Here is a 15,343-nt window from a genome sequence, read left to right on the forward strand (position 1 = left end):
TCACCGGCCCACTGCGTGGTCTGTGTCGCGGACTTCCTCGCGGACCTCCAGCCCGCGCGAAGGCCGGTACAGCACGAAGACCGGCTTGCCCGCGACGACTTCGGGGTCGACGCGGCGAGGACGCGGCGTCGACGGCCCCGCCTGCACCGGCACGGTGCCCGAGTAGTCGGGAGTGGCGTAGCCGCCCCCTGTGGAGTTCATCCTCGACGGCACCACGACCGGCTCCGGTTCGTCGCTCCAGCGCCGGTCCGCGACCGGCGAGGTGTCGACCCGGCGGCTGGGTACCTGGATCGGGCTCCGCCCGCCCGAGGTGAACATGGAGTCGCCCGGATTGCCCGCGGCCGGGTTGTACTGGCCGAACACCGGGACGCCTCCGCCGCCACCGGCGGGAAGGGCGGGCAGACCGCCGCCACCGCCGACCGCACCGGGCCATGGCGCACCGGACCAGGCCGCCGCGGGCCTGATCGCACCGGACCCGTTGTCGAGCCGCTGGGAACTGGCGAAGATCGTCGCCTCGGGCCGGAACCGACCGCCGCCGACCGTCGCGCCCACGGGACCGCGGAGGTCGCCGTCGACGACGTCGTCGGTGTCACGGACGTTCTGCCAGAACGCGTCCTGCGGGGTCGGCTCGTTGTTCTTCTTGCGGAAGCGCGAGAAGAGCCCGCCGCGCGGCGACGGCATCGCGCCGCCGACCATGCCGACGGACATCTCGACCATCTGCCACAGCCGCCGCACCGGACGGCCGACCATGAACAACAGCACGGTGATGATGGCCGCCAGCGCCATCTTCGTCAGCAGGGACAAGGAGTTCCCCGCGGTGAAGATCGCCTCCAGCAGGAGTGTGTGCACGCCCGCCAGCACCGAAAGCACCATCAGGTTGAACGCGACGGCGCCGAGTACCTTGAGGATGCGCTGCATGATCTGCGGCTGAAGCAGCGCGATCAAGCCGATCAGTGGAGCGGTCAGCACGAAGATCCGGATCAGCACCTGTGCGAGCAGGACCGTGGCCTTGGCCAGCAGCTGGAACAGCGAGTAGAAGATTCCCTGGCCCAGCGAAAGGAAACCGGCGCCGACGCGGCTGCCGTCCTCACCGGTGAAGTAGCCGGTCGCCGGGCCGAGTTTGGTGGAGATGTCCTTGAACGCCGCCTTCTTGGAGTCCACTAGCGCGGTGTCGGCGTCCCCGCCCTGCTGGATCTGCCCCCAGGTGAAGGCCCGTGCGTCCAAGAGAGCCGGACCGTACTGGAGTGCCTGCGGCGAGTCCGGGCTGCCGAACTCCCCACGCAGCCAGTTGTCGTAGACGACCCGGCAGTGCAGTTCGGTCGGGACGCGGTCCCACGGCTGGCGGGCGGCCACGGCCTCCGGGGTCGCCTGGCACGGTTGCGCCGAGGGCGGCGGCGGTGTCGTCGGCGGAGGCGTCCTGGCCTCGTCGATGAACCCGGCCTGGATGTTGGTCGTGGTCTGCACGATCGCGTTGTCGATCGGATCGAGGAACCGCAGCAGTGCCAGGGAGGACGCGGCCAGCCAGACCGCGGCCAGCCCGTAGAGCGCCCGTTTGCTGACCGCGGCGAGATCGCCGCGCCAGATGTTGCGGAACAGCATGATCGACATGATCAGCGCGGCCAGGCCGAACAACTGGGCGTAGATGTTGTTGTAGACCTTTTCGGCCCCGGCCTTGACTGCGTTGTACAGCGGGCTGAGCAGGCTGCCCTGCAAGACGGTGTAGTGCAGCGAGTTCGTGGCACCGACGATGTTCTTGCCGATGTTGAACAGCTGGTTGCCCGCCCAGGTGTCGATCGTCGAGTTGGGCGAGGTGATGCCTGCCAGCGGACCGCAGTCGGTTTCGAACGTGTCCCAGACGTGGCCCGCGTAGCCGTAGACGTTGTACGGGCTGCCGCCTTCACCGCGAGCCGTCGCGGGCGGGTCGAGCGCGCCGACCATGCCCGCGCCGGGCCGTTCCGGGTTCGGTGCCTCACCACAGGCCGCGGCCGACGCCGCCGGAGCGGTCGCCACGGCCTGCAGGCCCAGGATCAGCATGACGACGAACATCGTCGCGCGGCGGCTGGGTCTGGTCTTGCCCGGCCGCGGCCCCTCTTTCAGGCGGCGGCGCAGCGCGTGCCAGCCGGCGGCGAACGCGAGCACGAACGCCAGTGTCATCACCGTGTTCATGCGGCGTCCCTGCCGGTGCCACCCTTGCCGGCGCGCGCGTGCTGCTCGCCTTGACTCCCGTTCCCGTTGGCACTGTGTCCGTTCTGGACCGCGCCTTGCACTTCTCCGGTTTCGGCTGCCAACGGGTCCGGGGCGCCGAGCATCTGCTCATCGGTGAGGCCGACCTCGAGTTCGGCCGCGAGCTCGAGATCCTCTTCGAGTTCGAAGTCGTCCTCCGGCGGCACTGGGACGTACTGTTTCTCCTCCGGGACGGCGATTTCGTTGCCGGGCTTCGCCGGTTTGGCGTCGGGCGAACCCGGCGTGGTGTCCATGACCCGGCGCAGGTGTTCCAGGTGCGGCCCGGAGAAGTCGACGCGGATCCGCTCCACGCCGCCGGCGCCGTCACCGAAGATGAACTGCCGCGGTTCGACGTCGCGCTGGATGTCGCGTTGCGAACCGGGCCGCCTGCCCAGCGCGGCGACGACCTGCTCGTAGCCGACGCCGACCGGGACCTTCAGCAGGCGCAGCGCGTCGGCCTGGGCGTCGTCGTCGTCGAGCCGTCCGACGAACACCGAGTCCAGCAGCGCCACGAAACCCTGGATCTTCAGGAAGTCCGCGGGGATCTGCGAGGACAGCAGCACCCGGACGTTCCACTTTCGCGAGTCACGTGCGAAACGGTTCATCAGCACGCGACCGGTCGGGACCTCGGAGAGGAAGAACGCCTCGTCGATCCAGACGCCCTTGCGCAGTTCCTTCGGCTTCTCGTACACCGACCGCTGGGTCAGCCACGCGGCGAGGTTCAGCATCTCGACGCCGAGGGATTCCGCGTCCGTCCAGTACTCGCGCGGGACGCCGTCCTTGGGCAGGGTCAGCCCCGCCATGGTCAGCACGGTCATCCGGTCGTCGCGGGTCTCGGAGTACGGGTCCGCGTCGGTCTCCGGGATGAGCAGCGCCATCCGCTCGCGCATCTCGTCGAGGAAGTCCGCGACGACGACGGCGTGCTCGTGGTGCTCGCTGGAATCCCGCCGCAGCGCGTCGATGACCTGGCCCGGGTCGGCGTCGAACCGGCCGCCGACCGCGCGGACGGCGCGCAGCAGCACGATCCGGGTCTGCGCCATCCGCGAGACCTCGTACGGCAGGACGCCGGTGAGGACGTCGAGCACGAGACGACGGCGGGTCGCGCCCGCGAGGGCCTTCTCCCGCCGCCACGAACGCTCGGGGTCGTCCTCGTCCATGAAGTGCTCGATCTGCGGCTCGGCGACCACCCGGTACGGGTTGAGGATGCCGGGCTGCGCGTTGAGCAGGTTGATGGGCCGCGCGTACGGCCGCAGTTCGGGCAGGTCGCACAGCCGCGACAGCGGGCCCGACGGGTCGAGGATCGTCCAGTGCGCACCCGCGCGGAGCGTCTTGTAGACGATGCCGCCACCGAGGAACGACTTGCCGCCACCGAGGCCGGCGACCATCGCGGTCAGCCCGGATCCGTCGCGGATCTCCTGCGCCATCCACGGGTCCCAGGCCACCGGGCGCCGGGTCGCGGTCACGGTCTCGCCGAGCAGGATGCCGCGGCGGTCGCCCACCTCGGCCGTCGCCGTCGGCACCGCCGACGACGCCCACACGACCGAACCGCGGCGCATGTACGCCGCCGAGGCCAGCGGCTCGCCGGGGATGAACTCCCTGGCCAGCGCGTACTGGGCTTCGGGATGCTCGACGGCGATCTTCGGCTTGTAGAGGTCGAGGAGCTGCTGGGCCAGGCGCAGCGCGTCACGCTCCGTCGGCCCGGACACCGCCAGCCGCCACCACGACCGGACACGGGTGGCCAGCGCGGTGAACCCCGACGTCATCTCGTCGTCGATCTCCAGCACCCGGCCCGCCTGGCGGGCCAACGACTGCGGCGGTTCCAGCTCGTGCTCGTCGGTGTAGTGCTTGACCTGCGAGCGGACCTTGTTCATCTGGCGCTGGAGCTCGCCCGCGACTTCCTCGGGGCGCCGGACGTAGATCCGCGCGGACACCTCGACCGCGGCGGGCAGCCGGTCCGCGTGCTGGATCCACGGGTCGTCGACCTCGGGGATCTGCAGGCCGTGCATCTGGCCGACGGTGAGGACGGCGAGATGCCGCGAGACCCCGGCGTTCGAGCCGGTGCGGCCGCGGACGGTGACCGTCGGCGCGTACGGCTCGGCGTGGAAGTCCGCCGCGTCGGTGAAGCTGGCGAGGTCCTCCGGCTCCCAGGCTGCGCCCGGGACCGCGGGCATGTTCCGCGGCGCGGGCAGGCCCAGCGAGCACGACCGGTGCATCAGCCAGGACATCTCTTCGGCGTGCACCGGGCGGCCTTCGAGGCCGGCTGAGCCGATCACCTGGTCGAGGTGCTCGACCTCGGAGTCGAGCGCGGCCAGTTCGGCGTCGACGGCCTCCGGGAGGATCTTGCGCAGCACCGGGGCGGCGCTTTCGACCGCGCGGTCGATCATCCGCCTGGTCTGCACCTGGACGCCCAGGTAGACCTCTTTTTCGGCCATCGAACGGCCCATCAGCTGCTGCTGCTCGCCGATGAGGTAGTCGTCGAAGGACAGCGCGCCCTGGACGTCCTGGGGACGGCCGACGGCGTTGTGCACGTGGGCCTCGGCCCACATGCGGATCGGGTACGGCCGGTTGGTCACGCGCAGGTGCAGCCAGCGGCCCTGGAGCTCCGCGTACTGCCCGGCGATGGCCGCGATCAGGTCGCGGCGCTGCGAGTCCGACCGGAACGACCAGCGCTGCGGCGCGAGCCGGTACCAGGCGTAGACCTCATAACCGGTGCGTAACAGGTGCCCGTCGATGCTTCGCGCCGCGATGGACGGGGTATAGGACGGTATGGCCGCCTCGCCGGGCAGCCGCCTCCCCTTGCCGGCCTTCTTGGGCTGCGCGGAGCGGACCTGCTGGGGCGGGTGCCAGGCCCCTTGCTGCAGGTCTCGATCACGTTTTCCTCGGCTTCCGCCGCGACCGAACAACGACTACCTCCCGGCCCGAGCCGCAGGGCGGCTCCGACGCGCTCGTGGTGTTCCCTGAGCTCCGGCGCCGCCGCCGTAGCCGTGTTGCTGGTACTGCCGTCTCCTGCGGTGCTTCGGTAGCGGGCGGCTCGCCCGTACCCGGACGCGGGATGCGCTGGCGGCGCCACCCGTGCCCGTGGTCCGTTCTCTTGGTGTGTTGAGCTCTTTCGCCGCCATCGCGGCCACGGCGCCCAGCGGGCGCTCGTGGCTGATCTTGGCCGTGATCAATCTGGTGATCACAATTGTGGCGACGAAGGCCCAGGCGGTCGAGAAGAACCCGAAGCTCCAGCCCGCCCACCGTTCGACGGTGAGCACCAGCAGGAAGACCGGGATACCGACGAGCCACGCGACGTAGCGGGCTCTCCAGGGAAAAGTCGCTTTCGGCGGGCCGAGCCACACGGCATCGACCCGGTAAACCTCGTCATCGGTGCGGATACGCAACGCGAGCCCTGCCTCAGCCCGTGAAGAGGCCGGCGATCCACTGGCCCACGTTGACTCCGGCGCCACTCACCGCGAGGCCGATGATCGCCAGCGCGATCACCACACCGGCGAGTCGGCGCATGACACCCGCGTTGTCCCCTTTGCCACCGCCCAGCCACAACAGGAGAAGCGCGACGGCCAGCAGCACCAGGGGGATGATGTTGTCGATCAGCCAGGTGCGGACGTTGCCGGTGCCGAGCTCGCCGGCGGCCAGCGTGTCGAGGGTGGTCAAGGTCATCATCGCATTACTCCCGGTGCGCGGAGAGGGGGTTCGCGCGGTTCTGGCTCGGTGGTGCTTCGAACATCATGGCGTCACGAGGCGTAGTGGTCAAAGCGCGCTCTGTAGATATCGATTTGTCTACCGGTGACAGAGCGAGGCACAGCACCACGACCATCCTCGGTCTCCATCATCGTTGCAAGGGTCGTCTGGATTAACCCCGGACACCCGTATTTCGCAGTGCGCAGTCGAAAACACCCGACTGCGAGGCTTCTTGCTCACTGTGAGTACGGATCGACCAAGGAAAATCCGGCCGCGACCAGTGTGACATGACTCGTTCGGTGGCTTCTCACGAGTCCGCAGGGTGAGCACGCATTCGACAAAAATCATCGGGGCCGATCAAGCGAAAGTCACACTTCCGTTACCCAAAGCGAAATCAGGGACGGCATTTTCGCTACATAGCGTGATTATCGGCCGGTAGCGAACACATTCGCGGGAAAAGCGCCCGCTTCGACGGCTTGACGGCCCAACGGCCCGCACAGCTCGTGAAGACGCTTGGTCTTCTCCTCGCCGAGATGCTCCCAAGGCCCCGACGACGCCTCGTTCGTGGCGGCTTCGATCCGTTCGCGAAGTTCGGTCCCGGCCTCGGTCAGGCCGCCTTCGGCGTCGAGGACGCCCTTGTCACGGAGCTTGGCGACCGCGTCGTCCCACTGTTCGTCGCTCCAGCCGCGGGACGCCTTGGCCGCGGCGGCGAGGAAGCCCTTGCCGGTGGCGGTGTGCGAGACGAGGGCGGCGAGCCCGTCGAGACCGTTGAGGACCAGCGCGGCGATGTGGCCGTCACCGCGGTGTTCACGCAACAGGGTGATGGCGTGCCACAGCACGAGATGCGGCTCGCTCGGCCAGCCGAGGCCGGCGTGCCCGGCGTAGAGCGGCCGTCCGTCGACCTGACAGCCCCCGGTCGCCTCGCGGGCGAGTTCGGCCGCCTCGGCGACCTGCTCCGAGCCGAGGGTGTCCTTGCCGAGCAGCCTGGTCAGCGCCGCGTCGGCGGCTTCGAAACGGGCTTCGATGATCTTTTCGGGCGTGGCCAGCGTCCAGGCGCGCGGAATGTACTTCGCGACCAAGTCGGGATTGAAGTTGTAGAAGGTCGCCGCGACGACGCCGGGGCCCACCGCGCCCATCGGTGCCGCGCGGCCCGCGAAATAGGTCATCCGCCCCGGCCGAAGGCCCGCACCGGTGAGCGCGGCTTCCGTTTCGGGTGCGAAGTAGGTAAGAGAATGCAGTACGTCGAACGTCCCGCGGAACCGTCCCGTGACCCGACTCGCTTCGCCCATGGGGGCACCCTACCGGCAAGTAGACAGGGTGCGCAGCGTCCGAAAGGGCCGCGGCGGGAGCAAGGGACCTTTGGTGTCGCGTCTCCAGGACAGGTGCAGGTGGGAGGTGGGTCGGGGTGGTCGTGAGTGATAAGTCGCGTTCTAACGACACTTACCACTCACGACCACCCCGACCCGCCCCTCACCGCAGCCGAAGTCCGTGAAGGCCCCCTTCCTTACCCTCAAGGTAGGTAAGGAGTCCTTCACGGACTTCCCTACTCATGCGGAAGCGCCCCGAATGTCATGAAAGGGGCGTTCAGGACATTTTTCGTCCTGAACGCCCCTTTCATGACATTCCCGCACACCAAGATCCACGCCGACGCCGACGCCGACGCCGAGGCGAGCGCGACAAGAGAAGGAAGGTACGGACGAGCCGGCGTGTAAGCCGGATCCTGTCCTCGCCTCGCCTTGCGGCTGAGCGAGTGGCGGCCATCCATCTAGGCCCACCGTCGCCGGCGGGCTCGAGCGGCCTACCCGCAGACTCGGGCGAGCAGCCCTCGGTCGCCTGCGCAGGAGCCTCGCGGCTCCCTCTTGGCCTTGCTCCGGGTGGGGTTTACCTAGCCGTCCTGGTCACCCAGGACGCTGGTGGTCTCTTACACCACCGTTTCACCCTTACCTCCATCCGCGAAGCGAACGGAGGCGGTCTGTTTTCTGTGGCACTGTCCCGCGGGTCGCCCCGGGTTGCCGTTAACAACCACCCTGCCCTGTGGAGTCCGGACTTTCCTCGAACCGGTCTCCCGGCTCGCGGCCGCCCCGCCGACTCGTCCGTCGGCGAATCCTACTGCACGGGCGTCGGCAGGCAGTTCAGGTTGCGCTGCCCGTCGGGTTTGACCACGAACCACAGGTGGTCGGTGCCCTGACCGGTCCATTCACCCGGCCGCGCGTTGGCGAACTTGTAGAGCGGCCACCCGGCCAGCGTCACCTGCCGGGCACCCTCGGGACGCTTGATGGTGTCGACGATCCCCGGATCGATACCGGTCACCGAAGGCGTGCCGGTGGTCGTCACCGGGATCCACACGGCGGCGCAGTCCCCGAGGCACGCCGATCGGGCCTTGCGCGGGTCGTCGCGTTCGTACCGGAAGAGGACGGCGCCGGTCTCGTCGAGGACGGCCTGCCCCATTCGTGTCATATAGACGGCCGTTAGCCGCGTGCCGGCCGGGACCTCCGCCGGGGAGCTGGGACGCGAGGTACCGGGCGGCGGGACACGCGGGCTGGGGAGGCTCTCGGTGACCGGGGCCTTGGCCGTCAGCGCCACGGGCTCCCCGGGTTCACCCGCCTGCCACCACGTCGCGGCGCCCACGACGAGCGCCGCGAGGACGACGAGCATGGTCAACCGCGATCGGCGCATCAGGCGTCTCCGTTTCTCCCGGGTGGCTGACGGGGTTCTGCTCCGCGATCTCGTTGGTCCAGTGGAGGACGGCGGACGGGCTGTCGAGGCCGACGACGCCGACGAGGCGTCCCTTGCGGACGAAGCCGGTGACGGGTCGTTCGCCACCGACGGGTGAGGCGAGCGCGACGGTGTCGGTGCCGAGCTTCGGGATGCCGCCCGCCTGGATGCGCATGCCGTGCTGTTCGGACCAGAACCGCGGCACCGGCGCGAACGGCCGCGCCGCCTGCGGACCGGCGAGGAGGTTCTCGGCCGCCGCCCGGCCCATCTCGACGGCGTTGAGCCAGTGCTCGACCCGTCTCGGGGTCTCGTCGAAGCGCTGGTTCGGCCACTGCGCGACATCGCCGGCGGCGACGATGGTGCCCATCCCCAGCACGTGACAGGTGGGCGAGCAGACGACGCCGTCGTCGAGCGGCAGCCTGGACCCGCGCAGCCAGGAGATCGACGGCACGGTCCCGACCGCGACGACGACGCACGAGACGTCCAGGATCCAGCCGTCGGAAGACCGCAGCCGCAGCCCGTTCGCCGTGGTCTGCCAGCGGTCGATGGACGCGCCCAGCGCCAGCCGCACCCCTCGCGACCGGTGCAGCGCCGAAAGCTTCTGCCCGATGTGCTTGCCGACGACCTCGCCGAGCAGATGCGCAGACCGGCCGATGACGGTGACCTCGCGCCCCGTCTCGCGCAGGCTCGCGGCGACCTCGCAGCCGATGAACCCGCTGCCCAGCACCGCGACCGGCCCGTGGTCGGCGGCGAGGTTGTCACGCAGCTCGGCTGCGTCGGCCAGGGTGCGGACGACGACCACGCGCGGATGCCCGTGCGGGATACCGGAAAGCCGCCGCGGCTCGACGCCGCAGGCGATGACGAGCCCGTCGTAGGGCAGTTCCTCCGCACCGGGCAGATGGACGATCTGGCGCCCCGGCTGCAGATGGGTCGCCGGGGTGTTGAACCGCCATTCGGCGTCGATCTCGTCCAGCCGGGCGAGCGTCATCTCCGCCGGGTTCGTGGCGCCGGTCAGCAGCTGCTTCGACAACGCGGGCCGGTGATACGGCAGATCCGGTTCGTTGCCGACGATCACCAGCTCGCCGTCGAACCGCAGTTCCCGCAGCCGTTCCGCGCAGCGCAGTCCCGCCAGTCCTCCGCCGACGACGACGATCCGTTCGCTCATTGTCCCGCCCCTTGCAGATGGATGGCTCGCATCGGACAGGCCCGGGCCGCGGCCTGGACCAACGGCAGCTGCTTGGCCCCCGGTTTCCGGAGATAGCGCAGCTGGCCGTCCCCCTGCAGCTGGAAGACCTGCGGCGCCTCGGCCTGGCAGATGGCGTAGCTGTGGCACTTCTTGTCGTCGACCGAGATCCGGACCGCTTTGATCCGGTCGGCGCCGCCGTCGAGCAGTCCCAGCCGGACCAGCGTCCGCGGCGGGAGCACCCGGAGCACGGTGAGCACGACGGCGGGGGTGAGCACGGTGATCCCGCCGAGCCAGACCGTCGCGAGGTTCCCGTTCGCGGCCGCGCCGAGCCAGGAGTGGATCGCCAGCAGGCCGACCGAGAAGTAGCCGAGCTGGTGGAACCGCTGCCGGCCAAGGCCCGCCACACCGCGGCGCGACGCCGCGGTGACGGAGACGGCGATGAACAGCTCCAGTCCGACGACGCCCGCCGCGTGCCGCGCGAACCCGCCACCGGCGAACGGGATCAGCAACGCGAGCACGCCGAACGAATCGTCGTCGAGGAAGAGATAGGACAGGCCGTGGACGACGCCGGTGGCGAGACTGAACACCGCGAGGACGGCGTGCCCGCCGCGCAGTGCCTCGTGGCCGGTGACGCGCCTGATCCAGCCGGTGGCGCTCAGCACTCCCCACGCCAGGGTCAGGCACATCGTCAGGTAGGCGAAGCGGGCCGAAAGCGTCGCGATGTCCCGGACTCCGCTGTCGTGCGGGGACGGGGCCGGGATGACCGCGAGGAGTGAGGCGGTCATGCGCGCCTGCCCGGTGCGCCGAGGACCCGCACGAGGCCGAAGGTCGCTCCCCCGGCGAGCGCCACCATGAGCACGCCGAACACGATGTCCCCGCCGTCGAGTTCGTTGCCGCCGGCGGGAACGACCATCAACGACGTCGTCTCGGCGATGCCGGTGCTTTCGAGCAGGGTCATGTGCCGCATGACGGTGTCGACGGCGGTCTGCGCGAACGACCGCATCGCGTCGTCACGGGTGGCGGCCCGCACCTGGGAAGCGAGACCGAAGAGGCTCCCGTGCGCGGCGCGGGCGCGGTTGACGTAGAGGCGGTCGAAGCCGTCGCGAGTGGCACCGGTGATCTCGCCTGCCCAGGACAGCTGTTCCTCGGTGGGCTCGCCGGGGAGTTCGACGCGGGCCTTCGAAGCGAGTTCGCGGACCAGGGCGTCGAGGCGGTCGTGGTCGTCGGCGAGTTTGCGGCCGACCTCCCGCACCCGTTGCGCGCTCGCGCGTTGTTCGGCCTGACGCCCGGCCGGCCCTTCCCACAAACAGGCCTGCCGTACTCGCACGAGCAGTTCTCGATCATGGGAATCGATTTCCGCGAAGGCACGGTCTGGCGTTCCGAGCCCGATCACCAAGAAGGCGATTACGACGCCGAGCAGTCGATAGATCATTTCACCCGTCCCCACGGCCGATACGCATCGAACAAAGAGCCTCACTGGGAGTACGGGAAACCGGAGCGGCCGGTTCGATCTCCACCGACAGGCGCAGTGTGATGTGCATCACACGACACATTTAGAACCGTTTATCGTCGCGATACGTACCGGGTCACCAATGGTAAATGAACCACTACTGCACATGGCCCACGGCGAAAGTCTGCGCTACGGTGTACGGACCCGCGAAATCCTCCACCGCTGGGGAGGTCTGGAACTTCATGGAAGCAGTGGGCAGAGAATGCCGATTCGGCGGCGAGCATCGGCCGGATGAGGTTTCCGAAGAGCTGATTTCTTTGCTGTACAAGGATTTCCGGGCGACTCTGTTCAGTCAGGTGATGTACCTGACCGGCCACGATCAGCAGTGGACCGAAGACGTCGTCCAGGAGACGCTGATCCGCGCCTGGCAGCATTCCGACACGTTGAACCGCGAGCCGGGAATGCTGCGCGGCTGGCTGCTCACGGTCGCCCGGCGGATAGTCATCGACGGCTGGCGAAACCGGCGTGCCCGTCCGCAGGAGGTCGAGCTGGACAGTTCCGAAAACGCCGAAATAGCGGACCATACCGATCAGTCACTGTCCGCACTCGTCATTTCCGAAGCGCTACGCTATCTGGACAGCAAATATCAGGCTGTCATCTACGAGACGTATCTGACCGGGCATACCGTCCGGGAGGCGGCGGTGATATTGGGAATCCCGGAGGGAACGGTCAAATCACGGCTGTACGCGGCTATGAGGACATTGCGACGGTCGTTAGGAGAGCTGGGTTCGCGATGAAGAAGCGCAGGGTGAAACACACCGATGCGGCGGCGTACGTACTCGGTGTGCTCGACCGAGCCGAGGCGCACGCTTTCGAGAGGCATTTGAAGGGCTGCGTGCGCTGCGGGCGCCAGGTCGCGGAATTCACGTCGGTGGAAGACGCGCTGGCGAGGGCCGACCTGCGCTACCTGTCCCCCGGCGCCGTCGCCGTCCGGCGCTGCGGGCGGCCGTCGAGGATCGTGGCCAACCTCGTGGTGCTCCTGGTGGCGTGCGTCGTCGCGGCTTTGATGTCGGCGCAGCGGTCGTCCCGCCGGTACCGGCCGGTCTCGTCGGATGCGGGCATCTTGTCCCCGGCTCCTCTCGACGATGTGCCGGCCAATGGCTCCGACCAGCGATTACTCCCGTTACCGCTTACGTTCAAGTAGTCTGCCGCAAGCCGACACGAAGGTCTCTACGGTGCATACCGAAGTAAATCCCGAGAGTCCCTTCGGCGGGCCTTCGGTACCGAAGCGTCCCGCCGGATTACTGGGTCGCGACAGCGAACTCGACACGATCACCGGGCAGTTCCGGGCCGCCCTCCACGGCCGCGCCACCAGCGCCGTGGTGGTCGGGGAGTTCGGCATGGGCAAGTCGTCGATGCTCGGCGCCGCCGGTGAGCTCGCGAAAGCGGCCGGGTTCACCGTCGCGATCGCCTCCGCCTCCCGGCTGGAGACACACCTGAGCGGCGGTGTCGGCCGTCAGCTGATCGAAGGGCTCACCCACGCGCCCGCCGAACCCGGCTCACCGCGGCCGCGGGTGCCGCACGCCGCCGAATCCCTGCCGGACCGCCGTCCCCGGAACGAGCAGGAACAGACGGAGGTGCTCGACGCCTTCTTCCACACCGTCCGCCACGCCGCCGAACAGGGCCCGGTCTTCCTCGGCATCGACAACATCCACCTCGCCGACCCGTGGTCGATGCGCTGCCTCGCCTACATCCGGCATCGCGTGGAGCGGCTGCCCGTGATGGTCGTGCTGACCTCGCTGATCGGGCATCTGCAGGCAGGCGAGGTCGCCCTGCTGGAGATGTCCGGCTGCACCCCGGCGACGATCCGGCTGCGCGGGCTGCGGACGCGGCACGTCGCCGAGTTCCTCCGCGTCTCCCCCGGCCGGTTCGCCGAGGAATGCCGCGAAGTCACCGGCGGCAACCCGTATCTGCTCGGTGCGCTGCGCCGCCGTCTGGTCCCCGGGATGGACCTGGACACCGCCGGGTCGCCGATGATCGGCGAGGTGCTGCGGGTCCGCATGCACGAGTACACCGCCGCGCCGAAGATGCTCGAAGCCGTCGCGATCCTGGGTGAGGACGCGAGCTTCGACCTGCTGGCGCAGCTCGCGGGCGTCGACGAGATCACCGCGCTGGAGGCCATCGACACGATGGTGCGCCTGCACCTGCTGTCCAACAGCCATCAGCCGGCGCTGACCTACCGCTTCGTCCGCAACTCGGTGCTCGCCGACATGCCGCTCACCACCCGGGCGGTCACCCAGTCTCGGGCGGCGCGGCTCCTGCACGACGCGGGCGCCGCGCCGGAGCGGGTCGGCGCGCACCTCCTGGAAGCGACCGCGATCAGGATCCCTTGGGCGGTCGACGTCCTGCGGCTGGCCGCCCGGCATTCGGTGGTCGAGGGCGATCCCGCACTCTCCGTCCGGTTCCTTTCGCGGGCGCTGGAGGAACGGCTCAGCGAACGCAAGCGGATGGCGATCCTGCTCCAGCTCGCGCACGCGGAATTCCACTGTGACCCGGATTCGGCGCCGGCGAGGGTCCGTGAAGCCGTCGACCACATCGACGACCGCGAGACCGCGGCCTTCGCCGCGACGGCCATGATCCTTTCGCTGTGCTGCGGTCCGGACGCGCGGCTGGCGATCAACTCCGCGGGCCAGTTCGCCGCGCGGCTCGACGCGGGCGGCCCCGACGCCGTCTGGCCGTTGCTGTGCATGACCTATCTCGCCGAAGCGGGCAGCAGACTCGGGCCGCCGCCGGACTTCCGTGACTTCGAACAGCAGTGGGCTCCGCTGAACGACCCCGCCGCGCAACAGAGCCGGTCGGGGCTGCTCGCGCTCGACACGGTGCGGAGCGGGAAGTCCTCGGCGAACGCCGTCCGGCATTTCGGCGAGGCGTTGTCCGGCGAACAACCCGAACTGTTCGAACAGCCCTACTTCTTCACGCTCGCGACGGCCGTGCTCGCCGACGAGGCCGCGCTCACCGACAAGCTCTGCCAGATACTCGACACCGAACGCCTGCCCTGGGACTTCCATGTGCCGAAGGGCGCCCTCGCCACGCTCGCCCGCGGGATCGCGCTGCAAGCGGGCGGCGACCTGGTCCGCGCGAGTGTCCATTACGAATCCCTGGTGCGGCAGTTCGACGAACGCGGCGCCACCAGCCGGTGCCCGATCGCGGTGCTGTGCGTGGCCAGGCTGATCGAGACCTCGGTCGACCTCGGCCGCCACGACGTCGCGAACGCCCTGCTGGACAAGATCGATTTCGGGGCCACCCAAGCACTTTTCACGCACAACTACCTGCTCTACGCGCGCGGCAGGCTCCGGGCGGCCACCGGTGAACCCGAACTCGGTTACGAGGACCTGCGCGGCTGCGGCCGCCGTCTCGAACACCACGGCATGCGCTTCCCCGGGTTCGCCCCCTGGCGGACGCACGCGGCCCGCACCGCGCTGACGCTCGGGCGCACGGACGCGGCGGCCCGGCTCGCCGAGGAGGAACTCGCCGCCGCGGAACGGTGGGGGACGCCGAGGATCCTGGGCGGCGCGCTGACCACGGCCGGTCTCGTCCGCGACGACGGCTTGGGCGAAGAAGCCGAACGCCTGCTCACCAAGGCCATCGACGTCCTCGGCGGATCGACCGCGAAGCTGGCGCTGGCCGAGGCCTTGACCGAACTCGGCTCGCTGCAGGCCCGGCACGGGCACGGCGAGAAGGCGATCGTGACGCTGCGGCAGGCATCGACGTCGAGCAAGCATTGCGGGGCACGGCCGCTCGCGAGGCGGGCCGCCGAGGCACTGCGCGACGCGCGGACGAGCCTGACGACGGCGAATGACAACGGGCACGGCCTCACCAAACAGGAATACCGCGTCGCGGTGATGGCGTCACAAGGTCTCACCAACCGGGAAATCGCCGAAGCGCTGCACCTGACCCGCCGCACCGTCGAACTTCATTTGTCCGGCGCGTACCGGAAACTGGAGATCACCGGACGCACCGAATTGGGTTCCGCGCTCGGCCGGTCTCAGCGCGTGGACGGTGATTGACGGTTTCCGGGGGCGGCGGGT

General features: G+C 69.3%; 12 protein-coding genes and 1 other RNA gene. 3 read left to right on the forward strand and 10 right to left on the reverse strand.

All coding sequences use genetic code 11. The features are described 5' to 3' along the window. The 10 genes from IE302_RS39630 to IE302_RS39675 form a co-directional block, all read right to left on the reverse strand. Positions 1 to 2,166 (reverse strand): magnesium transporter, encoded by a 2,166-nt coding sequence (locus tag IE302_RS39630; RefSeq protein ID WP_191259603.1) that lies wholly within the window; start codon positions 2,164 to 2,166, stop codon positions 1 to 3. Next, positions 2,163 to 5,126, reverse strand: coding sequence for an ATP-binding protein (locus tag IE302_RS39635; RefSeq protein ID WP_191259604.1), 2,964 nt, complete (start codon positions 5,124 to 5,126; stop codon positions 2,163 to 2,165). The genes IE302_RS39630 and IE302_RS39635 overlap by 4 nt, the downstream gene beginning before the upstream one ends. A gap of 3 nt (positions 5,127 to 5,129) precedes the next feature. Next, positions 5,130 to 5,606: a hypothetical protein gene (locus IE302_RS42960; protein WP_229908258.1), complete on the reverse strand. Its 477-nt coding sequence runs from the start codon at positions 5,604 to 5,606 to the stop codon at positions 5,130 to 5,132. A gap of 13 nt (positions 5,607 to 5,619) precedes the next feature. Next, positions 5,620 to 5,886 carry a hypothetical protein gene (locus tag IE302_RS39645; RefSeq protein ID WP_005166545.1) on the reverse strand — a complete coding sequence of 89 codons (267 nt, stop codon included), beginning with the start codon at positions 5,884 to 5,886 and terminating at the stop codon, positions 5,620 to 5,622. Positions 5,887 to 6,329: 443 nt separating this feature from the next. Further along, positions 6,330 to 7,193 (reverse strand): SCO6745 family protein, encoded by an 864-nt coding sequence (locus IE302_RS39650; protein ID WP_191259606.1) that lies wholly within the window; start codon positions 7,191 to 7,193, stop codon positions 6,330 to 6,332. A 404-nt stretch (positions 7,194 to 7,597) separates the two neighbouring features. Continuing rightward, positions 7,598 to 7,996: RNase P RNA component class A (rnpB, locus tag IE302_RS39655), an RNA gene on the reverse strand. Positions 7,997 to 8,010: 14 nt separating this feature from the next. Next, on the reverse strand, positions 8,011 to 8,580 hold the full coding sequence (locus IE302_RS39660) for a COG4315 family predicted lipoprotein (RefSeq protein ID WP_229908260.1): 570 nt from the start codon (positions 8,578 to 8,580) through the stop codon (positions 8,011 to 8,013). Beyond that, positions 8,501 to 9,784 carry an NAD(P)/FAD-dependent oxidoreductase gene (locus tag IE302_RS39665; protein WP_191259607.1) on the reverse strand — a complete coding sequence of 428 codons (1,284 nt, stop codon included), beginning with the start codon at positions 9,782 to 9,784 and terminating at the stop codon, positions 8,501 to 8,503. The genes IE302_RS39660 and IE302_RS39665 overlap by 80 nt, the downstream gene beginning before the upstream one ends. Continuing rightward, positions 9,781 to 10,590: a ferredoxin gene (locus IE302_RS39670; protein WP_191259608.1), complete on the reverse strand. Its 810-nt coding sequence runs from the start codon at positions 10,588 to 10,590 to the stop codon at positions 9,781 to 9,783. Before IE302_RS39670 ends, IE302_RS39665 begins: the two co-directional genes overlap by 4 nt. Further along, positions 10,587 to 11,237: a DUF4142 domain-containing protein gene (locus IE302_RS39675; RefSeq protein ID WP_191259609.1), complete on the reverse strand. Its 651-nt coding sequence runs from the start codon at positions 11,235 to 11,237 to the stop codon at positions 10,587 to 10,589. Before IE302_RS39675 ends, IE302_RS39670 begins: the two co-directional genes overlap by 4 nt. A gap of 260 nt (positions 11,238 to 11,497) precedes the next feature. Here IE302_RS39675 and IE302_RS39680 point away from each other — a divergent pair, with 260 nt between their 5' ends. The 3 genes from IE302_RS39680 to IE302_RS39690 are packed head-to-tail and all read left to right on the forward strand — an operon-like array spanning position 11,498 to position 15,322. Beyond that, positions 11,498 to 12,052 (forward strand): sigma-70 family RNA polymerase sigma factor, encoded by a 555-nt coding sequence (locus IE302_RS39680; RefSeq protein WP_191259610.1) that lies wholly within the window; start codon positions 11,498 to 11,500, stop codon positions 12,050 to 12,052. An 11-nt stretch (positions 12,053 to 12,063) separates the two neighbouring features. Then, positions 12,064 to 12,459: a zf-HC2 domain-containing protein gene (locus IE302_RS39685; RefSeq protein WP_229908262.1), complete on the forward strand. Its 396-nt coding sequence runs from the start codon at positions 12,064 to 12,066 to the stop codon at positions 12,457 to 12,459. 31 nt (positions 12,460 to 12,490) lie between these two features. Continuing rightward, positions 12,491 to 15,322: a helix-turn-helix transcriptional regulator gene (locus IE302_RS39690; protein WP_191259612.1), complete on the forward strand. Its 2,832-nt coding sequence runs from the start codon at positions 12,491 to 12,493 to the stop codon at positions 15,320 to 15,322. The last annotated feature ends 21 nt before the right edge of the window (positions 15,323 to 15,343 follow it).

Source organism: Amycolatopsis oliviviridis (genome assembly GCF_014654365.1).
GTDB lineage: Bacteria > Actinomycetota > Actinomycetes > Mycobacteriales > Pseudonocardiaceae > Amycolatopsis > Amycolatopsis oliviviridis.